Genomic DNA, 21,458 nt, shown 5'->3' on the forward strand with positions numbered 1-21,458 from the left:
CCTATGGCATGACGGATTCAATGATCCAGCAGCTCATCCGCATGCTGGCATCCGACGTCGACTTCCAGTCTCAACTCAGCCCGACCGATCATCTGGAAGCGCTCTTTTCGCTCCCGGCTGATTCTGGATAAGGCTGGCGACGAATCGGAGATTCTTTATGTAGCCGCGAATTTTGGCGGCGACCTCAAGAAATTCTATCGATTCCATGGTGAGGACGGAACGACGGACTATTACGATGAGAACGGCAAGAGCTCCAAACAGTTCCTGCTGCGCAAACCCGTTCCGAACGGCGTCTTTCGTTCGCCCTTCGGCATGCGCAGGCATCCGATTCTCGGCTATTCCCGCATGCATACCGGCGTCGACTGGTCTGCGCCGCGCGGCACACCGATCATAGCCGCAGGAAATGGCGTGGTTGAGCGCGCGGGCTGGACAAATGGTTATGGCAATCAAACCATTATTCGCCATTCAAATGGTTACGAGAGCAGCTATTCTCACCAGAATGCAATTGCGAGTGGCGTTACACCGGGAGCCCGTATCCGGCAAGGTCAGGTGATTGGCTATCTCGGTTCGACAGGGCTTTCGACAGGGCCGCATCTTCATTATGAAGTCATCGTCAATGGCTCGAAGGTCGATCCAATGCGCATTCGCTTGCCAAGCGGCGGCGCTCTCGATGGCGATGACCTCGTCGCTTTCAAGCGTGAGCGCGAGCGCATCGATCAGCTGCTGAGGGAAGAAGACGCGAACGGAACGAAAGTCGCCGCGAGCGGCTAAGACCTACTCCTGAAATTCGACCGTCACGCCCTTCTGAACCAATTTCGACAATTCTGTTGCATCCCAGTTGGTCAATCGCACACAGCCATGGCTGTTGGTCTTGCCTATCTTTGACGGTTCGGGAGTACCGTGGATCCCATAGGTCGGCTTTGACAGTGCGATCCAGACCGTACCGACCGGCCCATTCGGACCCGGCGGGATAGTCAGGACCGAATTGTTTTCACCCTGCTTGAAGTTGATCTTCGGGTTGTATGTATAGTTGGGATTGAGCGCGATCCGCTCCACTTGAACCGTACCGGATGGCGATGGCGTATCCGTCGAGCCGATCGTTGCGGGGTAGGCAACGATCAACCTTCCTTCCGCATTGTAGCCACGCACCTGTTTGCGCCCCTTGTCGGCAATGATTCTGTGTCACAGCACCGCCGGCATTCTGGCCCGTGCTGGCAATCTGGATAGCAACACCCGGCGTATTGAAATCCACGCCCGGGTTGATTTCCTTCAGATAGTTTTCATCCATATGGAAGCGCTCGGCCAACATTTCCGTGACGGATGTGAACGCCATGCGCTCAAGTTGTGCCTTGTGGCTATAATCCTCGGGGATGGACGCGACAAACGGATAAGCCGCATCTTCCGACGTGATCGTGTAGGAAACGAAAGCCGGACCACCGGTCTGTTCCAGCGATGCGTTGATACCTTCCTCGTTGAGCGGATCGAATTTCTGCCCGGTCATCTCCTCAAAAGCGGCTACGGCCTTGTCGACATTGCCGCCCTTGTGCCCGTCGATGACGCCAGGTGACACGCCGATCCGATCAAGCAGAACCTGGATGGCGGCGATCTTGGCCTTCGCCCCCTGCCCCTTGGGCAATTCGACAGTAGGTGCCGGATTGGGATGAACCGGTATTTGCTCTTGCTGCGGAGCGTCGGTCAGCCCATCGCCTGGCAATCCAGGGTCAACATAATTCGGGTCGGGTGACTGCAAGTTTGATCTCGCCATCAGCAGGCGGCAAGGGCTGACGATCGACACTGCCATAGTCGCGTTCGGAAGGCAGCGCGGATTGCTGTTCGTATGGGTCGTTCGGACGCGCGTACGGATCTTCCGGAATCGCACCGGTATCGTACGGATCCTGCGGAGCGTCGGGAAAGTAATCGCTTGATTGATCATTTTGCGGCTCTTCGACCGAAACAATGCGGCCGCGACGGTCGACCGTGATTTTCCTGCCATATTCGTCAAAATACGCTCGGTAAGCTTCGCGGCGCGGACGGCGTTCACCTGGTTCGAAGAGTTGCGCGACCGCATAAGGAGCCTGATCGCTTGCCGCGGGTGCTGCAATTTCAGCCGCACGCCCGCTCGCGGGGGAAGGGCACTTGCGGAAGCAACGAGCAACATTCCAAACATTGAATTATGATAAGACGCCATGCGGATCGCTTCCGGTTTTCACTAGTAACGCAACATTAAGCATGATTGACCGATTTTCCTGTCTTTATGGTTAATGACTGCGCGCTTTTATCGTTGCATCTATCGGATGAACGGGACGTGAAAATGGCCGCCATATGGCGGCCATTCTCTTTATTTTCATGTCGTGAGCACTCAAGCTGCTTCGCTCTTCTCCCGTTCGGGAGCTGACTTGACCGATTTGAAATTCAGCCTGTCCGAACCCGCGGTGATTCTTACCGTCGAGCCATCCAGAATCTCGCCGAGCAGAATCTTCTCCGCAAGCGGGTCCTGGACCTGCTTCTGGATGACACGCTTCAGCGGCCGCGCACCGTAGGCAGGGTCATAGCCCTTTTCGGCAAGCCAGTCCGTCGCATCTTCGTCGACCTTGAGAACGATCTTGCGATCGGCCAGAAGCTTCTGCAGGTGCTCGAGCTGGATCGCAACGATCTTGCCCATTTCCTTGCGCTGCAGGCGATGGAATAGAATGATCTCATCCACGCGGTTGAGGAATTCCGGCCGGAACGACGCCTTGACGACGTTCATCACCTCTTCCCGAACTTCCTCGACATCCTGACCTTCGGCCAGGCCGACAAGATATTCCGCGCCGAGATTGGACGTCATGATGACCAGAGTGTTGCGGAAATCGACGGTACGCCCCTGACCGTCGGTCAGACGCCCATCATCGAGAACCTGCAGCAGCACATTGAATACATCGGGATGCGCCTTTTCGATCTCGTCGAAGAGGATAACCTGATAGGGCCTGCGCCGGACGGCCTCGGTCAGAGCGCCGCCTTCCTCATAGCCGACATAGCCGGGGGGAGCACCGATCAGACGTGCAACCGAGTGTTTCTCCATATATTCGGACATGTCGAGGCGAACCATCGCCGTCTCGTCCGAGAACAGAAATGATGCCAGCGCTTTCGTAAGCTCGGTTTTGCCGACGCCTGTAGGTCCCAGGAAAATGAACGAGCCGATTGGCCGGTTCGGATCCTGCAACCCAGCGCGCGCACGGCGAACGGCTTTCGATACGGCTTGAACCGCTTCGCCCTGTCCGACGACACGCTTGGCGAGTTCGTCTTCCATCCGCAGCAGCTTTTCCCGCTCACCTTCCAGCATCCGGTCAACGGGAATGCCGGTCCAGCGTGAAACGACCTGGGCAACATGATCCGGCGTGACCGTTTCCTCGACCATCGAGGTAGCATTGTCCTGCTGCTCGGCCTGCGCCAGTTCCTTCTCCAGCTGCGGGATCGTTCCATAGGCAAGCTCGCCCGCCTTCTGGAATTCACCATTTCGCTGAGCCGAAGCGAGAGCGTTGCGAGCATCGTCAAGCTGGCGCTTCAGATCGGCGGCATGTCCGAGCTTCTGCTTTTCCGCCTGCCAGGTATTCGTCAATGAAGTCGACTGTTCCTCAAGATCGGCAAGCTCCTTTTCCAGCCTCTCCAGACGGTCGCGGGAAGCGTCATCCTTCTCGACCTTCAGGGCCTCGCGCTCGATCTTCAGCTGCATGATGCGACGGTCGATTTCATCCAGCTCTTCCGGCTTGGAATCAACCTGCATACGAAGCCGCGCGGCGCCTTCGTCGACAAGGTCGATCGCCTTGTCCGGCAGGAAGCGGTCGGTGATATAACGATCTCGACAATGTCGCCGCAGCCACAAGCGCCGAGTCGGAAATGCGGACCTTGTGATGCTGCTCGTATTTTTCCTTCAGGCCGCGCAGAATCGAGATCGTATCCTCGACTGTCGGCTCGTCGACGAACACCGGCTGGAACCGGCGGGCAAGAGCAGGATCTTTTTCCACATGCTTGCGATATTCATCAAGCGTCGTCGCGCCGACGCAATGCAGCTCGCCGCGAGCCAGCGCGGGCTTCAAAAGATTCTGAAGCATCCATCGCGCCTTCGCTCTTGCCGGCGCCGACAAGCGTGTGCATCTCGTCAATGAACAGGATGATGTCGCCATTGGCCGACGTGACTTCGGAAAGCACGCCCTTCAATCGCTCTTCGAACTCGCCGCGATATTTCGCACCGGCGATCAGTGCACCCATGTCGAGCGCCATCAGCTGTTTGTCTTTCAGCGATTCCGGCACATCGCCATTGACGATGCGCAGAGCGAGACCTTCTGCAATTGCCGTCTTGCCCACGCCCGGTTCGCCAATGAGCACCGGATTGTTCTTGGTACGCCGCGACAGAACCTGGATCGTCCGGCGAATCTCGTCGTCGCGGCCAATGACGGGGTCGAGCTTGCCCGCCCGCGCATCGGCCGTCAGGTCGCGTGCATATTTCTTCAGGGCATCATACGTGTTCTCGGCAGATGCCGAGTCAGCCGTCCGGCCCTTGCGGATATCGTTGATAACCGCGTTCAGACCGGCCGCAGTGACGCCGGCGCGGCTCAGGATTTCGGAAGTCTTGGCCGACTTTTCGATCGCCATGGCCGTCAGCAGGCGTTCGACAGTTACGAAACTGTCGCCGGCCTTCTTCGCTACTTCCTCGGCAGTCGTAAAAACCTTGGCCAATGGCTGGGCTAGATAAAGCTGGCCATTGCCACCTGTCACTTTCGGCAGCGCATCGAGAGCAGCCTGCAAACCGAGGCGTACATCTTCTACGCGCCCGCCTGCCCGCTCGATCAGCGACGCGGCAAGACCTTCCTCATCGTCAACCAGGACTTTGAGCAAATGTTCGGGGGCAAACTGCTGATGATTGGAGGAAAGGGCAAAGGTCTGCGCCGACTGGATGAAACCGCGGACGCGCTCCGTATATTTTTCAATGTTCATCGTATGTCTCCTTTTCCCGAACGACCCTCTTGGAGGCGTCGTGCGGCGTGTTGGTGACGGGTCCCCTCATGAGGCAAACCCATTCATTCGCCTCCAAATATGGGAACATTATCAATGCCGCGCAAGATCGGAGTTGGGCGTTTTGTTGCGCCACATGCACGGAGTTTTTTGTATAGCACATCCCTCCCCCCGCCACGCCCTCATTCTCTGAGTCTGGCCATTGAGTGGCTGGGGAAGACGGGCGGTCGCCGAAGCGCGTCTTGGTAGAAGTAGTAATGCGATCCGAAGACCGCCCGTCCGGCGACTTTTCATCCCTTCCGCTTGGGAGGCTTCGGCACCGGGGAATACCATTTGCGGCATTCCATGCGTCACCTGCGTGCCCCTTAGAGTGCTCGTCCAGCACGCGCCGGTCCTAGTACCGGCAGGGGGAACCCTTGGACAGAACGTCCCCGGACAGCGGGTCCGTTCCCCGCCATCGGAGGCGCCGGTCCTTTCCCCGCTTCGAACGGCTCCGGAAGCAGTTCCCCGTGGAAAGGACCGGGTCAGAATAAACGAGGTTTGGAGGTGTTGGATAAATTGGCGGCATAATTTTCTGATCTGGACGGCGCTGACTGCCGTATGGTGCCTGCTGTGCGTGGTTCGCAAGGGGAAGCTGAGGAAGCGTCACCATAGACAATCTTGCCTCTAGCCCTCGCGTTTCATCTTGTCGCGGCGTGCGAGTTCGGCTTCGCTTGGTTCCTCGAGGGCGAATGATCCAGTGCTGACAGATCCGGAGCGCAGATAGGTGCTCATCGTGACACCGGTCGTCGAAACTTTCGTCTCGACGAGCTTCAACCCGGCAGGTACGCCGCCTTGGCCAAACATGCGTTTGCCGGAACCCAGCAAGAGTGGAAAGACAAAAAGATTGAATTGGTCGATCAGGTCGTTTGCCAGCAGCGTCTGGATAAGCTGGCTGCTGCCCTGAATGAGCAGATCCGATCCGTCCCGCTGCTTCAATTGCGCGATTTCTGCCGCCACGTCACCGTGAATGGCCACCGAATTATTCCAGGTAAGCGGCTCTGTCGATGAGGTTGCCACATATTTGGTCACCGCATTGAACTTATCTGCAATAAGGCCGCTCTCCGCATAAGGCCAATAGGCGGCAAATATTTCATAGGTCTTGCGGCCAAGCAGCAGATCGAAGGGCGCTGTCATGATCCCGTCCATGACCTTGCCCATTGGCTCGTCCCAATAATTGACGGTCCAGCCGCCATGGGTGAAACCGCCGGTTGGGTCCTCGTCGGGCCCGCCAGGAGCTTGCATGACCCCATCGACACTCAGGAAAGTTGAAGCAATGACTTTTCGCATTTCGTTTCTCCTCTTTTTTCCTGACCCGCAACTGCGAGGCTCAGGACTACCGAAGGACGGTTGAGCGAGCGTCTGGCCGACATATCAGCGCATTTTTTTAAAGGGCCGTGGGGACACAGCGCTCTTGCGCGCACCATGTAAAGGCCGTGGTTCCGGCAAAGTTCCTCGCGGTCCCTCGGGACAATGCACCCGTGTCAAGGTCATTCAACGCATTACGCCACCCGCAGGTTTCCCCGCAGGTGGCGTAAAATTCAATCACACTCAGATCAAACGTCGGATTCTACCGCCGCCCGGCGCTTCTTCACTTGGGCGACAATACCTGCCGGTGAAAGATCATTGGCGGTATCAGGCGCAACTGGTTCAGCGGCGCTTTCTTCCGTCACCCGCGGTTCACGCGGACGGGCAGGACGACGGCCGCGCGGTGCGCGACGTGCCGGCTTGGCCTCGGCCGCCTCTTCGGATGCCTCGGGAGCGCTTTCGACGGGTTGAACATGCGGCTGGCGCTGGCTTACCGTGTCGTCGTCATAGGCGACTTCTGCGGGAGTACCTTCAATGATGGGCTGTGGGCCGCTGCCATTGATTGGCTGATGCATCACACGTTCTGGACGCTCATGACGCTCGGAGCGTTCTTGCCTCTCCTGGCGCTCTGGACGTTCCTGAGGCTCCTGGCGCTGGGGACGTTCTTGACGTTGGGAGAACTCCTGCTGGCGTTCCGGCAGCTCTTGACGATCGGAATCGTTGCCGTTGCCGTTATTGCCCTCATCGTCATAGCCAATATCTTCATCCTGCTCGTCGCGGTCATCACGATCGTCGCGCTGATACTGGACAGGCGCCTGAGCCTGAGCAGCGAGAATGATTCGATTGTAGTGCTCGGCGTGCTGGAGATAGTTTTCAGCTATCACGCGATCACCGGCGCTCTGTGCATCACGTGCAAGCGTAGTGTATTTTTCGGCGATGTGCTGAGCGTTCCCCCGGATTTTAACATCGGGGCCGTTGCTCTCATAGTTGCGGGAAAGTGGGTTGGGACCTTTGTTGCGGTTATTGTTGTTACCGCGTCCGCGCATGCGCCTATTCTGCTGTACTGGCCTCATACTTATCTCTTTTCAGAAAATCAGGGGCGCTAATTTGCTCACCATTTGAGTCAAAAAGCTTCGCTTCTCAAGTGCCGACCTGAAGCGCGCCCCGCGCTTCAATCGCATCCAAAGTTCATAAAACTTTTGTGCTGCCGCAAAAACCATTTCTCCAAAGCTATTTCCAAAGAGAAATCAAACACCCGGAAATTCCCGTATCAATCTCTTGATAGGCAGAACCAGATTTGTTCGGTTTAGAGCGGTAAGGCGAAACTAGCCGTCTTCGCTGCAAATTCCAAGCCCTTTTTCAAGATTTTTACATTGGCGAGAACAATATTGCTCTTTCGTGCCCGCCAATATCCTTCTGGACACCCGTCAGGGCGAAATTTTCTCCGGAGAAAATCGCCGTGACATCACCGCGTTGTCCATACCCGATTTCCAATGCGACCGCACCGCCTTGTCTCAGATGCTGCCGGGACCGACCGGCAATTATCCGGTACGCAGTGAGTCCATCCTGGCCGCCATCCAAAGCCCTGAGCGGATCGTGCAGCACGACTTCGCGCTGCAAGCTGGCTATGTCAATGGACGGTATATAGGGCGGATTGGAAATAATCAGGTCATAGCAGCCAGTTACCCCGGAAAACCAATCCGAATGGAGGGCTGCGAAACGCTCCGATACACCTGCCATATGGGCGTTGTGACGGGCCGTTTCAAGGGCACCCTGGGAAATATCAACGCCCACCGCCCGCAATTGCTTGAACTGGTCGAGCAGCGCCAGCGCGATTGCACCGGTGCCGGTACCAAGATCGATGAGGTCGGCGACACCATGCTTTTCAATGCGTTGACGCAGGAACGGCACCACCAGTTCGACAAGGGCCTCGGTGTCAGGACGCGGCTCGAGCGTATCAGCAGATAAGGCAAGCTCAACGCCGTAGAAAGCGCGCTTGCCGATGATGCGATGCACTGATTCGCCATTGATACGCCGGTTAAGCACCGCCTCCAGCTGGCCGACAACCGCATTTTCGACGGGGCGATTCGGGTTGCGGACCATTTCAAGCCGGTCGCACCCGGTGACCCACTCGACCAGGAGACGTGCATCGAGATCCGGAGTGTCTATTCCAGCTGCGATCAGGCGAGTCCGGGCTTCCCGGTGCACATCGGCGAGGGTCAATGACCCGTCCTCAGCCATTGCTGTCAAAACCCTTCATTCATCTGGGCAAGCAAAGCTGTCTGATAGTCCGAAATCAGCGCACTGATAAGCTCATCCAGATCGCCTTCCATGATGCGATCGAGCTTGTAGAGCGTCAAATTGATGCGGTGATCCGTGACGCGCCCCTGCGGGAAATTATAGGTGCGGATGCGCTCTGAACGATCGCCTGAACCGACCTGGCTGCGCCGGGCCTCGGAACGCTCGCTATCGGCTTTCTGCCGCTGCATGTCGAACAGGCGTGAACGCAGGACCTGCATGGCGCGGGCGCGGTTCTGGTGCTGCGATTTTTCCGCCTGCACAACGACGATGCCCGAGGGGATATGCGTGATACGCACTGCGGAATCGGTGGTGTTGACGTGCTGACCGCCAGATCCCGATGCGCGCATCGTATCAATGCGGATGTCATCCGGCCGGATATCGATGTCGATCTCTTCGGCCTCCGGGAGGACTGCGACGGTTGCGGCCGAAGTGTGGATACGGCCGCTCGCTTCCGTGTCGGGAACGCGCTGCACACGGTGCACGCCCGATCTCGAATTTCAGCTTGGCAAAGACACCCTTGCCCGAAACCATGGCGATGACTTCCTTGTAGCCGCCAGCTTCGCCATCGCTCGCTGAAATCAGCTCGACGCGCCAGCCATTGGATGCCGCATAGCGCTCATACATGCGGAACAGATCGCCGCCGAACAGCGCCGCTTCCGAACCGCCGGTACCGGCGCGAATTTCGAGAATGGCGTTGCGCTGGTCGGCAACGTCCTTCGGCAACAGCAGGACCTGGATATCCTTCTCCAGTTCCTCGATGCGCGCATCGATTTCCGGCAATTCGGCTTCCGCCAGCTCGCGCATGTCCTTGTCGGTCGATGCGTCATTGAGCATGGATTTCAGATCGGCCGCTTCACTGCGGGCGCTGACGAGGTCGCGAATTTTAGCAACGACCGGCTCCAGCTCGGAATACTCCGACGCAAGCCTGACGTAAGTGTCGGAATCGGGGTTGCTTGCCATCTGCGTCTCCATCATGGAGAAGCGCTTCAGCAGTTGATCCATACGATCCTGCGGAATGGAATTCATGCAAACCTCACAGTGTAACGCCTGCTCGCTCTGCAAACTTGGTGAGAACATGGCGCAACGAACCCGTTTCACCGTGATTGTCGATTGCGTCGTTCAGCTGCGCGCTGAGTTCGCTGACGTCGAGCGTGCCAAGCATGGCTTTGACCGGACCGATTGAAGCCGGCGACATGGATATGGACCGGAATCCAAGGCCGAGCAACGCCATGGCCGAAAGCGGCTTGCCAGCCATTTCACCGCAGAGGGTGACATCGGTATTGTTGCGCTCACCGGCCTCGGCGATCTGACGCAAAACGCGCAGGAAGGGCACCGACAGGTTATCGAAGCGATTGGTAATGATCGAATTGCCTCGATCAACGGCCATGATGAACTGGAACAGGTCATTTGAGCCGACAGAGACGAAATCCACAACCGACATCAGCTCGTCGAGCTGCCAGAGCAGCGACGGAACCTCGACCATTGCGCCGATCTTGACCCGCGTTGGCAGATCATAGGCAAAGCGCGACAGGTGTTGAACCTCGCGATTGATCAGTTCGCTCGCCTTGCGCACTTCCGCGACTTCCGTGACCATCGGCAGCATCAGCCGGAGCTCGCGGCCACCTGCAGCCTTGAGCAAGGCGCGGACCTGCGTGCGCAGCAATCCCGGACGATCGAGCGTCAACCGGATCGCCCGCCAGCCCATTGCCGGGTTTTCCTCGTTCACATTGCTGCGGAAATAGGGAAGAACCTTGTCGCCGCCGATATCGAGTGTGCGGAACGTAACCGGCCGGTCACCGGCAGCCTCGAGCACGGAGCGATAGAGACGTTCCTGTTGTTCGGCACGAGGGAACGTCGAAGCCACCATGAATTGCAATTCGGTCCTGAACAGGCCAATGCCGGCAGCACCCGCCTCCATCAATTGCGGCAGGTCGACCAACAGGCCGGCATTCATCAGCAGCGAGATCTGCAGGCCGTCTTTCGTCACCGAAGGCTTGTCGCGCAATTCCCTGTAGAGCGCCTGGCGCTTGGCGCGAAACTTGACCTTTTCCGAATAGGCCGCTTCCACGTCCGACTGCGGACGAAGGTGAACGCGGCCATCATCGCCATCGACGATCACCGCATCATTGTTTTCCGCCATGGACACGACGCCCTTGACCTGACCCGCAACCGGAATGCCCATCGCTCTGGCAACGATCACCACATGGCTGGTCGCGGCGCCATCTTCCAGCACCAGGCCACGCAGGCGTTCGCGCGGATAGTCCAGCAGTTCCGCCGCGCCCATGGAGCGGGCGATGATGATGGCATCCTTGGCAAGCGACCCGGCCATGGTCTTGACGTCGCGACCCATCAGCTGACGCAACAGCCGGTTTGCCAGATCATCGAAATCGCTGAGGCGCTCGCGCATGTAGGGATCAGTCAGATGCATCATGCGGGCGCGTGTGTCGCTCTGCACCTTCTCGACCGCCGCTTCCGCAGTCAGCCCGTTGCGGATTGCCTCTTCGAGACGCCGCACCCAGCCGGTATCATGCGCAAACATCCGGTAGGCTTCCAGCACCTCGCGATGCTCGCCCTCGAACGCCACATCACGGCGCGACAGCATATCGTCGATCGAGATACGCAAGGAACCAAGCGAACTTTCGAGCCTGTCGATTTCCGTATCGATGTTCTCGTTGAAGAGATTGGTGACGACAATGCGCGGCTCATGGAGCACGACATGGCCGAGCCCGACGCCATCATTGAAGGCGTTGCCGCTGAAGCTCATCGGCTTCCCGAGATCAAGTTCGACGCCCGGACGGGCGAGCCTCGGTATCTCGCCGGCCGCAACCATTTCGGCCAAGACCATCGCCGTGGTTTCCAGCGCCTCAACCTCGTCCTCGCGATAGACGCGCTTGGTCTTGTTCTGGACGACAAGAACGCCGAGCGTTCGCCCCGCCCTCAGGATCGGGACGCCGAGGAAGGAATTGTAGATCTCCTCGCCCGTTTCCGGCAGATAGGCGAAAGCCGGGTGGGTCTGTGCATCGGTCAAGTTGAGCGGGCGGGCGCTGGCGGCAATGGTACCGACAAGGCCCTGTCCAAGTCTCAGCTGCGCCAGATGGACGGCGGACGGATTCAAACCCTCGGTAGCATAGAGTTCGAGGACGCCATCGGAGCGCAGCACATAGAATGAGCACACTTCCGCGACCATGTTCTGCGCGATTTCGCGAACAATGCGGTCAAGCCTCTCCTGTGGCTCAAGAGCCTCCGCCATCAATTCGCGGAGGCGCTTCAGCATGACACGGGGGCCGCTTATCTGCTCGCGCGTGGGCACTTGGAGCCTTTCTCCATAACAATATTGGCAAGGCCGGAATGGCCTCACCAAATCAGTCAATCCATCATGTCAGCCGTCGAAGATGCCGACAAATAGAATCTGGCTTGCTAATGCTTATCCAGACCGTAGACGGAATGCAAAGTGCGTACTGCAAGTTCCGCATAGGGACCATCAATAAGAATGGAAATCTTGATTTCCGAAGTGGTGATGGCGCGGATATTGATGCCCTTGTCGGCGAGCGCGCGGAAAGCCGTCGCGGCAACGCCCGCATGACTGCGCATGCCGATTCCAATGACCGAGACCTTGACCATACCAGCTTCCGACTGGATGATGTCGCAGCCAATCTCCGCCTTGACCTTTTCCAGGACAACCAGCGCCTTGTCGAGATCACCCGACGGTACCGTGAAGGTCATATCGGTCTTGGTGCCATCTTCCGAGACATTCTGTACGATCATATCAACGTTGATATGCGACTCGGCGAGCGGGCCAAATATGGCGGCGGATATGCCGGGGCGATCAGCAACGCGACGCAGCGAAATCTGGGCTTCGTCCTTGGCGTAGGCAATTCCTGTGACAACCTGCTGTTCCACGATTTCTTCCTCGTCGCAAATAAGTGTTCCGGGCGGATTGATCAAATCACCCATGCCCGGCGCATCGGGGTCTTCGAAACTGGACCTGACAAATGTGCGCACTTTGTGCACCATGGCAAGCTCGACGGACCGCACCTGTAGCACTTTGGCGCCAAGCGAGGCCATTTCAAGCATTTCTTCAAATGATATCCGCGACAGGCGGCGAGCCTTGGGTTCCACGCGCGGATCGGTGGTGTAGACACCATCGACATCCGTATATATGTCGCATCGATCGGCTTTGACGGCTGCCGCGATGGCAACCGCGCTGGTATCCGAGCCGCCACGTCCGAGCGTCGAGATGCGGTTGTCCGGTCCAATGCCCTGAAAGCCGGAAATGACAGCGACCTGCCCTTCCTCGAACCGCTCGATCAGGAACGAACCGTCGATTTCGAGGATACGGGCCGCGCCATGCGCGTTGTCGGTCTTGATCGGGATCTGCCAGCCTTGCCAGGAACGCGCATGCACGCCCATAGCCTGCAACGCGATCGCCAGCAGGCCGGCAGTTACCTGCTCGCCGGAGGCAACAATGGCATCATACTCGCGCGCATCGTGCATCGGCGAGGTCTGGCGGGTCCAAGCCACCAGCTCATTGGTTTTTCCGGCCATGGCAGAGACGACGACGGCAACCTCGTGTCCGGCATCGACTTCACGTTTGACGTGCCTGGCCACATTACGGATGCGGTCGATATCGGCCACCGAAGTGCCACCGAATTTCATCACAATGCGTGCCATGGAAAGGTACCGTTCTGGAATGCCTGAAATTGGGTCGGAAAAGAGCCGCTGGAAATGAAACCACCCTTCGCCAAATGAATGCGGCCTCCCATAACGAAATTATGACGTGACTGCAAGAACGCGGAACGATTTGCGTCTTGACATTTTTTGGCGGACGGGGCCTCTCGGAAACAACAGTGAGGACAGGCCGATGGCGACAACACAGCGCAGTACAATCGATGCGGCGGAAGTCGAGCGCTTTTCGCGCATGGCGGCCGAGTGGTGGAACCCGCAGGGCAAGTTCCGTCCCCTGCACAAGTTCAACCCGACGCGCCTTGCCTATATCAAGGAAAAGGTGTGCGCCCACTACGGCATCGATCCAAACGGGCCGTTGCCATTTGCCGGCCTGCGTATACTCGATATTGGTTGCGGTGGCGGCCTTCTTTGCGAACCCATGGCCCGCCTTGGCGCAACGGTCGTTGGCGCCGACGCCGGCGAAACCAATATCGAAGTGGCCAAGATCCATGCCGCGCAAAGCGGCCTTTCCATCGACTACCGTGCAACCACCGCGGAAGCCCTCGCCGAAGCCGGAGAACAATTCGACATCGTTCTCAACATGGAAGTCGTCGAACACGTCGCCGATGTCGATCTCTACATGTCGGCATGCTCGCAAATGGTCAAACCCGGCGGCATGACCTTTGTCGCCACGATCAATCGGACATTGAAGGCGCTCGGCCTCGCGATTTTTGGCGCCGAGTATGTCTTGCGCTGGCTGCCGCGCGGCACGCATCAATATGACAAGCTGGTCCGTCCCGAAGAACTGGAAACGGCGCTATCGCGTGCCGGACTTGAGGTCGTTGAAAAGGTCGGCGTTACCTATAACCCGCTTGCCGACAGCTGGAGCCGCTCGCGCGATACCAATGTCAACTACATGGTTCTGGCAACAAGGCCCTAGAGCCTTGAAGCGCTCTAAGCGGCCTTTGCCGCCATACGCTGGGCCTTCGTGGTCATCAGAACGCCGATCGTGATGATGACAGCCCCTACCCAGGTCGCGAGCTGGTAGACTTCGCCCAGGAACAGCGTTCCGGCGAGAAGAGCAACGGCCGCGCCCACATATCCGATCTGGCTGAGATACACGGGACCCCCGACGGCCTGAAGCCGGAAATACAACGCAAACATGCAGGCAGATGCCAGAACCTGGAAGAAAACCAGCCATGGCACAGTGCCAAGCGGTTCGACCGGGAATGCTCCAGTCATGTAGAAAATCACCGGAATGAGGACAACGGCTGTCGTTAAATGACTACCGGCCGCAAGCTCGGTCGGATCGGCGCCTTCCGGCCAGTCGATCGTGCGATAGACATTGCCCAATGCCAGAAGCACCGGAATAAGCAGCCCAATCCCCACCCACAGGGGTTCGGCCGGCTGGCCGACCTGACCGCGGGTAAAGCCGACGAGGACCGCCCCGGCAAACCCCACGAATATCCCGAGAAGGCCGAGAAGATTGGGCCTTCGCATTTTGAACAATATCGAAAGCATCAGGGTAAACACGGGCGACAGCGTGTACATGATCCCGGTATAGCCGGACCCCAGATGTGGGATCGCTGAGAGCGTCATGAGATTGGGAATGGCATAGGATACAAGCGCAGCCACAAGATAGTACCTCATCATGTGAGCGTCGAAGCGCGGCCGTTTCCCCATGATGAGGAACGCTACAAGCAGCACGGTCCCTGCTCCCGTGGAGATGACGAATGCCCATAGCGACGGCGCTACGCCCGCAGCGAATGCCAGCTTGCCGAACGGCAGCGTCAATCCGAGAAACGTGCCTGTCAAGACAAGCAGCACGGCGGCAGAATTCAGAAATGGCATGGGGAATCATCCGATGGGGTTCAGTTGGACCACCATAGACATCCGCTTTAACCGGGCAAGATCAATTGTGATCCTCAGGAAAGACTGGTAGCGGCATGACATCGACGCCGTCCTCCAGCAGGGACTTGACCTCCTCCCCAGTGGCCTCCCCGTAAATGCCGCGCTTCTCCACTTCGCCGAAATGGATCTTGCGGGCCTCCTCGGCAAAGTCGCTGCCGACATAGTCGGCATTCTCGCGGACCTTCTGAGCAATCTCCTTCAACTCCGTGACCATTTTGCTCATGGCAACGGCAATTTTTTCTTTTTGCCGGCCGGTGGTCACGGAAGGCGCCATCAATGCTTTCCCGATCTTGTGCGAGCCGCAAACAGGGCACATCACAAGCCGCTGTTGGGCCTGCGTATCAAAATCATCATTGCTTCGAAACCAGCCTTCAAAGTCGTGCTCATTGTCGCAATGAAGGGAAAAACGGATCATGATGCCACGACAAGCCTTTCACTCTGGCCGCCGTTCTCAACGACCAGTCCAAATGGACGTGCGTTCTTGAGGTTTGGCACCTTTGCGCGGGCAGCGGCGCTTAAGGCAGGATCGATATCCGCGACGACAACGCCAGGATCCGCATGATCAGCTTCCGCCAGGACCTCACCCCATGGCGCGACTATCATCGAGTGGCCATAGGTCTCGCGGCCATCTTCATGAACACCGCCCTGAGCTGCTGAAATCATAAAGGCACCGTTTTCGATGGCACGGGCGCGCTGGAGCACGTGCCAATGCGCCTCGCCCGTCTGGCGGGTGAAGGCGGCAGGTGCCGTGATGACGGCTGCGCCAGCCAAAGCCTGCGCGCGGAACAATTGCGGGAAGCGGACGTCGTAACAAATTGCGAAACCGAGGCGCGTGAAGGGCAGGTCGATCACCACCGTATCGGCACCAGGCGCATAAACGGCCGACTCACGCCAACTCTCGCCATTGTCGAGATCGACATCGAACATGTGAATCTTGTCGTAGCGCGTGAGGATATTACCGTCCGGTCCAAATAAAAATGCCCGGTTGGCAATCTTGCCATCGTCACGGGCGATCGCCGTTGAGCCAATATGCAGGTGAATTCCATGCTTGGCGGCAAGTTCTGAAGCGGTGCGGACGATGACATCATCGTTCTCGGCCTTCAAGACACTCTGGAGCCCCTTGCGATCCCGCTGCAGGGCACCGGTCATTTCCGGCGTCTGGACGTAAACAGCGCCCTTCCCCACCGCGTCTGCAACATAACCAGCAAGATCGGCGGCATTGCGTTGCGGGTCTACGCCCGAGCGCATCTGGATAGCGGCGGCACGAAATGCACTCATGTCATTATCCTCAAGCGAGTTCGCCGGTTTTCAACAATGTGTCGAGGCGGCCCTGATTTTCCAGCGCATACAGATCGTCGCAGCCGCCGACATGAGTTTCGCCAATGAATATTTGCGGAAATGTCGTGCGGCCATTAGCGCGTGCCACCATGTCCTGTCGCGCCGTAGGTTCGATCGTCGCATTATGCTCGACGAACGCAACGCCTTTGTCTGAAAGAAGACCCTTGGCGGCAGTACAATAACCGCAACCGTTACGCGTATAGATTGTTACATCAACCATTCAGATACTCCGCTTTGTCCTCCTATATAGGCATCAAATATTCTGCCGAAAAGACCTGTTCTTTGCGCGAGAACGCCCTCAGACCGATAATTCCTGTCCCAGAACCCGGCCAAAAGTGAGAATATCTACACTTGACGCACCGCCTCTGAGTAAGGCACGCGAAGCCGCTTTCACAGTGGCGCCGGTAGTATAGACATCGTCGATCAGAAGGACATTGCGTCCGCGCACCTTGATCGCCTGCGTCTCCGGCACCTTGAAGGCCCCACGCACATTGGCCGTCCGCTCGTTTGCCCCGAGGCCAACCTGCTGTCTTGTCTGCTTGATGCGTTTCAGCGCATCCGGGTCGAATGTCTTGCCGCTCAAGCTTGCCAGATGGCGGGCCAGTTCTGCGGACTGGTTGAATCTTCGCAACCAGAAGCGCCGCGCATGCAACGGCACAGGGACTATGATATCGCAATCATTCAGCAACTCCCTGCCGGCCCGCAGCATCCAGCGCGCCATCCAGGGGCCAAGGTCGGTGCGGTCATTGTATTTGAGCCGGTGCACCATATCGCGGATGACGCCCTCATGCGCCGCAACCGATCGCGCGCGCCGGAATGGCGGCGGATCAGCAATCGCCTCGGCGGAAAGAATCTCGGCGCCGAGGTCGTGGCTGAACGGAATGCCAAGCACCGGGCAGCAAGGTTTTTCGATGAAGCGCACCCTTGACCAGCAGGCGCCACACAAGGTTCCTGGCTCAGCCACGTGTATGTCGCAGCCAGCGCAAATCGGTGGAAACAACAGCCTGAACAGCTGATTTGTCGCCGAGCGTGTCAAAAGAGCTGCTGTTGTTCCAACGGTTTTCATTGCAATTTCACCCGAGGCGACGCATCTACCGTGAGAACTATACAGAGATCAGAGAAATTCGGAATGCATCAGGTCTTCGATCGAAATTTGCTTCTGGCCCGGCGCTTGCGCGCTCTGAAGCAACACGGGCATTCTGCGGATTTTCTGCTTGCGCGCGCTGCCGCCGACCTGGAAGAGCGTCTTTCCGCCGTTGAGCGCAAGTTCGAAATTGCAGTCGATCTTGCAAGCCATACGGATCTTGCGGCACAGGCGCTGCAACGGTCCGGCAAGGCCGCGACGATCGTCCGTGTCGAGCAGGATGCGCGGTTTTTCACCGGAGCATTTCCGGCGGTTGTCGCCGATGAGGAAGCACTGCCGCTCAAACCCGCCGGTGCAGACCTGATCGTCTCGTTGCTTTCGCTGCACCTGACCAACGATACGCCTGGCACGCTCTTGCAAATCCGTCGCGCGTTGAGACCTGACGGCCTGTTTCTCGGGGCGATGGCGGGTGAAAACACCCTGGCGGAATTGCGCGAATGCCTGCTCGTGGCAGAGAGCGAGATATTTGGTGGCGCCGCGCCACGGGTTGCACCCTTTGCCGATGTCCGCGATGCCGGAGGCCTGCTGCAGCGTGCCGGGTTCACCTTGCCGGTCACAGATATCGAGAGCTATACGGTACGCTATGATTCGGCCTTCGCATTGATGCGCGACTTGCGCGCCATGGGCATGCAGAACGCGTTGACCGGCCGGTCGCGGCGGCCGTTGACACGGCACTTCTTTGCGCGGGTCGCAGAGATCTATGCGGACCGCTTCAGCGACCCCGATGGCCGGATCAGAGCGACATTCTCGTTCATCTGGATGTCCGGCTGGGCCGCGCACGAATCGCAGCAGAAGCCGCTGAAGCCGGGCTCGGCCAAGGCGTCGCTTGCCGATTTTCTCAAGGATGTGGAATCGCTCGAAAAGAAATAGGTTCTCAGCAGTCGCCGCTTTTCGACCCGTCGCTGTTGAGGATGCAGACGGCATTCGGCGATCTTTGCAGCACGCTGCGGCGAACGGTATAGGTGGATGCAGCCGGATCGGCCTTTTTGATCGATCCCGTCGCGATTTCGTCAATGGAACGCCCTGTTGAGTAGTCGACCACCGCTTGCGATCCGCGGTCGGCAAGCGGCGCAATAATCAGCGCCAATGCGATAGCCGCCGAACCGAACAACAGCGTGATCCGCAACAGACCCATCCCTGCGCCCGAGAGAGTTCTCGACAGCAACAGCTCGTCGTCACGATAGTCGTTCTTGCGCCCCATGCCCCACCTGAAAATACGCCTTCAGAATTGACTAAAAGTCGCTCAATCAGGTGAAGGAGTCATTAACAATTGGCAAAGAATTACAGCAGATCGATGAGAAACGGAATGAGCGGGATGTCGGCAGGCGGCATCGGATAATCGCGCATATCCTTCGGTTTCACCCATTTCAAAACCTGCCCTTCCATCGAACGCGGGATGCCCTCATAACGCCTGCATATGAAAAGCGGCATCAGCAGATGAAACGTTTCATAGGTATGGCTGGCAAAGGTCAGCGGTGCGAGGCAGGCGGGTTTAACGGTAATGCCGAGTTCTTCGTGCAGTTCGCGGATCAAGCTCTCTTCCGGCGTTTCGCCCGGATCGACCTTGCCGCCCGGGAATTCCCACAGGCCGGCAAGTGACTTGCCTTCAGGACGTTGCGTCAGCAGTACCCTGCCGTCGGCATCAACCAGCGCGCAAGCGGTCACCAGCAGGATCGGATGTTCGCTCATGTGTCTGGAGCCTGACGGTAAGCATAGCGATAGGCTTCGTTGAAGCCCATGTGCTCGTACAATTTGATGGCACCGGTATTCGCCACCTCCACCTGCAGCCAGGCCCTCCTGGCACCGTGCTGCACGGCCCACTTCAGGGCAGACTTGATGATGGCCCGGCCGAGCCCCGCACGGCGGCGATTTGCTGCCGTGCCAATATTGAACAGCCCCGCCAGCGTGCCATCATGGACGCAAATCGCGGTTGATACCGGCACCGCACCCTCTTCGATGACAAACAGGCCCTTGGAGGGCCGTATCGCATTGATGACTTCGAACAGTCCCGGCTTCAGGGCAGAATTTTCACCCTGCACCTGCAACGCCGCGTCAATGAACCGGCCGATATCCTTCAGCGGTATCTGGTCGAGCGCACCGGAGAGATCGACATTTGCCAGATCCACGGTCATGACCATCGATTCATCGAAACGCGCCCAACCGAGATCGTCCAGATACTGGTCCAGTTCTTTTGGCGCGAGCGGCGACAGGCGGAAAACAGGCGGCCTGCCATAGGCGCGAAACCGCTGAGCGGCGCGGGTCACCCGCTGCTCCATGTTGGCGATATCGCCAGGGTCGAGGGGATTGACCGAGTTCAAGCGCTTGGAAGGATGGCTTGCCGTCATGCGAATGGCCCAACTTCCGTCGTAGTGGACGGAGGAAGCGGGCCAGGCCCGAAACCCAACCGCCTCAATCTGCCTGATTTGGGCTAACTGCATCCGTAATCCTTGTCAGCTACGGTAATCACCGTTGATCGCCACATATTCCTTGGTCAGGTCGCAAGTCCAGACAGTTGCCTTGCCTTTGCCGAGACCGATATCGACACGGATTTTGATATCGTCATTCTTCATGTAAGCGGAAGTTGCTTCTTCCGAGTAGTCCGGATCGCGTTCGCCTTCTCGGGCAACGCGGATATCGCCGAACCAGATCGCCAGGCGATCCCGGTCTGCCGGTTCACCTGCCTTGCCGACGGCCATGACGATACGGCCCCAATTGGCGTCTTCGCCCGCCGCGGCCGTCTTGACCAGCGGCGAATTGGCAATGGAAAGGGCGATGCGCTTGGCCGACCGTGTCGAGGTCGCTCCGGTCACCGTGATCTCCAGCATCTTGCGCGCGCCCTCGCCATCGCGCACCACCTGCAAGGCGAGGCTTTTCAGCACCCGGTCAAGCGCCTTGCTGAAATCCTTCAGCCGCTTGTCCTTGACCTTGGTTACCCGCTCAGCACCGCGTTCGGCAGCGGAGCCCGTTGCAAAGAGCAGCAGTGTGTCTGACGTCGAAGTATCACTGTCGACGGTCACGGAATTGAAACTCTTGCCGACGGATTTCGACAACAGCGCTTGCAGGACATCCGAGATCGATCGGTGCGTCCGTGGCAACAAAGGAAAGCATCGTCGCCATGTCCGGCGCGATCATGCCTGCGCCCTTGGCAATACCGTTTATTGTAACCGGCACTCCGCCCAGCAGAACCGTTTCCGTTGCAACCTTCGGAAAGGTGTCCGTCGTCATGATGGCACTGGCGGCTTCCTGCCAGCGGCTCGTGACGGCGTTCCTGGTCATGTCGGCCAAGAGATGACTGAACTTTCCAGCGTCAAGCGGCTCGCCAATAACGCCCGTTGAAGCGAGGAAAACTTCGCCCGGCTGGCAGTCGACGGCCTTTGCCGCAGCCGCTGCAGTCAATTTGGTCGATTCCCTGCCTTTTTTGCCCGTGAACGCATTGGCATTGCCGGAATTGACCACGACGGCCCGTGCCTTACCGCCACCAAGGCTGCTACGGCAGAAATCCACGGCTGCCGAAGGACACTTTGACCTGGTGAATACCCCCGCCACCGCGGCCGGCTTGTCAAACACGATAAGCAGAACATCGGTTCGGCCTTTGTATTTGATACCGGCTTCAGCGGTTGCGATCCTCACCCCATGGATTTCCGGCATGGCCGGATAATGTTTCGGAGCCAGTGGAGAGACAGTCGTCGACATTGGTTACCTCGAAAAGAGCGTTTCGCAAGGTTGGGTTAGGGCTGAAAGAAAGGCCCGGTGAAGACCG

The 21,458-nt window shown here is 58.1% G+C and carries 15 protein-coding genes and 5 pseudogenes (1 of these 20 only partly in view); 3 read left to right on the forward strand and 17 right to left on the reverse strand.

Features of this window, described 5'->3' with window-relative positions; genetic code table 11:
• A pseudogene (locus N8E89_RS04025) lies at positions 1-771 on the forward strand (M23 family metallopeptidase) (it extends 1,182 nt beyond the left edge of the window).
• A gap of 3 nt (positions 772-774) precedes the next feature.
• Here N8E89_RS04025 and N8E89_RS04030 read toward each other — a convergent pair.
• From N8E89_RS04030 to N8E89_RS04075, 8 genes and pseudogenes are all read right to left on the reverse strand, one after another.
• Positions 775-2,102 (reverse strand): annotated as a pseudogene (locus N8E89_RS04030) (L,D-transpeptidase).
• 257 nt (positions 2,103-2,359) lie between these two features.
• Positions 2,360-4,974, reverse strand: a pseudogene (gene clpB / locus N8E89_RS04035) (ATP-dependent chaperone ClpB).
• A 684-nt stretch (positions 4,975-5,658) separates the two neighbouring features.
• A complete protein-coding gene (locus tag N8E89_RS04040) occupies positions 5,659-6,321 on the reverse strand; it encodes a dihydrofolate reductase family protein (protein WP_262261206.1) in 663 nt (220 codons plus the stop codon).
• A gap of 266 nt (positions 6,322-6,587) precedes the next feature.
• Positions 6,588-7,412: a DUF4167 domain-containing protein gene (locus tag N8E89_RS29245; protein ID WP_410010333.1), complete on the reverse strand. Its 825-nt coding sequence runs from the start codon at positions 7,410-7,412 to the stop codon at positions 6,588-6,590.
• A gap of 295 nt (positions 7,413-7,707) precedes the next feature.
• The gene (prmC, locus tag N8E89_RS04055) at positions 7,708-8,580 is read right to left on the reverse strand and encodes a peptide chain release factor N(5)-glutamine methyltransferase (RefSeq protein WP_262261819.1); all 873 of its coding nucleotides are present in this window, start codon (positions 8,578-8,580) and stop codon (positions 7,708-7,710) included.
• A 5-nt stretch (positions 8,581-8,585) separates the two neighbouring features.
• Positions 8,586-9,666: pseudogene (gene prfA / locus N8E89_RS29250) on the reverse strand (peptide chain release factor 1).
• Between the two features lie 7 nt (positions 9,667-9,673).
• Positions 9,674-11,914: a phosphoenolpyruvate--protein phosphotransferase gene (ptsP, locus tag N8E89_RS04070; RefSeq protein WP_113172237.1), complete on the reverse strand. Its 2,241-nt coding sequence runs from the start codon at positions 11,912-11,914 to the stop codon at positions 9,674-9,676.
• 143 nt (positions 11,915-12,057) lie between these two features.
• Positions 12,058-13,311 carry an aspartate kinase gene (locus N8E89_RS04075; RefSeq protein WP_106666896.1) on the reverse strand — a complete coding sequence of 418 codons (1,254 nt, stop codon included), beginning with the start codon at positions 13,309-13,311 and terminating at the stop codon, positions 12,058-12,060.
• Between the two features lie 190 nt (positions 13,312-13,501).
• Here N8E89_RS04075 and ubiG point away from each other — a divergent pair, with 190 nt between their 5' ends.
• The gene (ubiG, locus tag N8E89_RS04080; protein ID WP_262261209.1) at positions 13,502-14,245 is read left to right on the forward strand and encodes a bifunctional 2-polyprenyl-6-hydroxyphenol methylase/3-demethylubiquinol 3-O-methyltransferase UbiG; all 744 of its coding nucleotides are present in this window, start codon (positions 13,502-13,504) and stop codon (positions 14,243-14,245) included.
• Positions 14,246-14,259: 14 nt separating this feature from the next.
• Here the strand turns inward: ubiG and N8E89_RS04085 are convergent, their stop codons facing one another.
• The 5 genes from N8E89_RS04085 to N8E89_RS04105 all read right to left on the reverse strand — a co-directional run bounded on the left by N8E89_RS04085 (position 14,260) and on the right by N8E89_RS04105 (position 17,620).
• Entirely contained in the window at positions 14,260-15,156 is an 897-nt protein-coding gene (locus N8E89_RS04085) for a DMT family transporter (protein ID WP_262261210.1), read from the reverse strand.
• A gap of 61 nt (positions 15,157-15,217) precedes the next feature.
• Positions 15,218-15,631: a DUF1178 family protein gene (locus N8E89_RS04090; protein ID WP_113172184.1), complete on the reverse strand. Its 414-nt coding sequence runs from the start codon at positions 15,629-15,631 to the stop codon at positions 15,218-15,220.
• Positions 15,628-16,494, reverse strand: coding sequence for a carbon-nitrogen hydrolase family protein (locus N8E89_RS04095; protein WP_106666900.1), 867 nt, complete (start codon positions 16,492-16,494; stop codon positions 15,628-15,630). The genes N8E89_RS04090 and N8E89_RS04095 overlap by 4 nt, the downstream gene beginning before the upstream one ends.
• A 10-nt stretch (positions 16,495-16,504) precedes the next feature.
• Positions 16,505-16,774: a glutaredoxin 3 gene (gene grxC, locus N8E89_RS04100; protein WP_262261212.1), complete on the reverse strand. Its 270-nt coding sequence runs from the start codon at positions 16,772-16,774 to the stop codon at positions 16,505-16,507.
• Between the two features lie 78 nt (positions 16,775-16,852).
• Positions 16,853-17,620, reverse strand: coding sequence for a ComF family protein (locus tag N8E89_RS04105; protein ID WP_113172185.1), 768 nt, complete (start codon positions 17,618-17,620; stop codon positions 16,853-16,855).
• A 63-nt stretch (positions 17,621-17,683) separates the two neighbouring features.
• Here N8E89_RS04105 and N8E89_RS04110 point away from each other — a divergent pair, with 63 nt between their 5' ends.
• Positions 17,684-18,568, forward strand: coding sequence for a methyltransferase domain-containing protein (locus N8E89_RS04110; RefSeq protein ID WP_262261213.1), 885 nt, complete (start codon positions 17,684-17,686; stop codon positions 18,566-18,568).
• Between the two features lie 4 nt (positions 18,569-18,572).
• Here the strand turns inward: N8E89_RS04110 and N8E89_RS04115 are convergent, their stop codons facing one another.
• The 4 genes and pseudogenes from N8E89_RS04115 to argJ form a co-directional block, all read right to left on the reverse strand.
• The gene (locus tag N8E89_RS04115; protein ID WP_262261214.1) at positions 18,573-18,899 is read right to left on the reverse strand and encodes a hypothetical protein; all 327 of its coding nucleotides are present in this window, start codon (positions 18,897-18,899) and stop codon (positions 18,573-18,575) included.
• Positions 18,900-18,979: 80 nt separating this feature from the next.
• Positions 18,980-19,387 carry a (deoxy)nucleoside triphosphate pyrophosphohydrolase gene (locus N8E89_RS04120; protein WP_113172188.1) on the reverse strand — a complete coding sequence of 136 codons (408 nt, stop codon included), beginning with the start codon at positions 19,385-19,387 and terminating at the stop codon, positions 18,980-18,982.
• Complete coding sequence (locus N8E89_RS04125) at positions 19,384-20,136, reverse strand: GNAT family N-acetyltransferase (RefSeq protein WP_106666906.1); 753 nt, start codon at positions 20,134-20,136, stop codon at positions 19,384-19,386. Before N8E89_RS04125 ends, N8E89_RS04120 begins: the two co-directional genes overlap by 4 nt.
• Positions 20,137-20,148: 12 nt before the next feature.
• Positions 20,149-21,391, reverse strand: a pseudogene (argJ, locus tag N8E89_RS04130) (bifunctional glutamate N-acetyltransferase/amino-acid acetyltransferase ArgJ).
• Positions 21,392-21,458 lie beyond the last annotated feature (67 nt).

Origin of the sequence: Phyllobacterium sp. A18/5-2 (genome assembly GCF_025452215.1) — a bacterium.
In the GTDB taxonomy this organism is placed as follows: Bacteria; Pseudomonadota; Alphaproteobacteria; order Rhizobiales; family Rhizobiaceae; genus Phyllobacterium; species Phyllobacterium sophorae.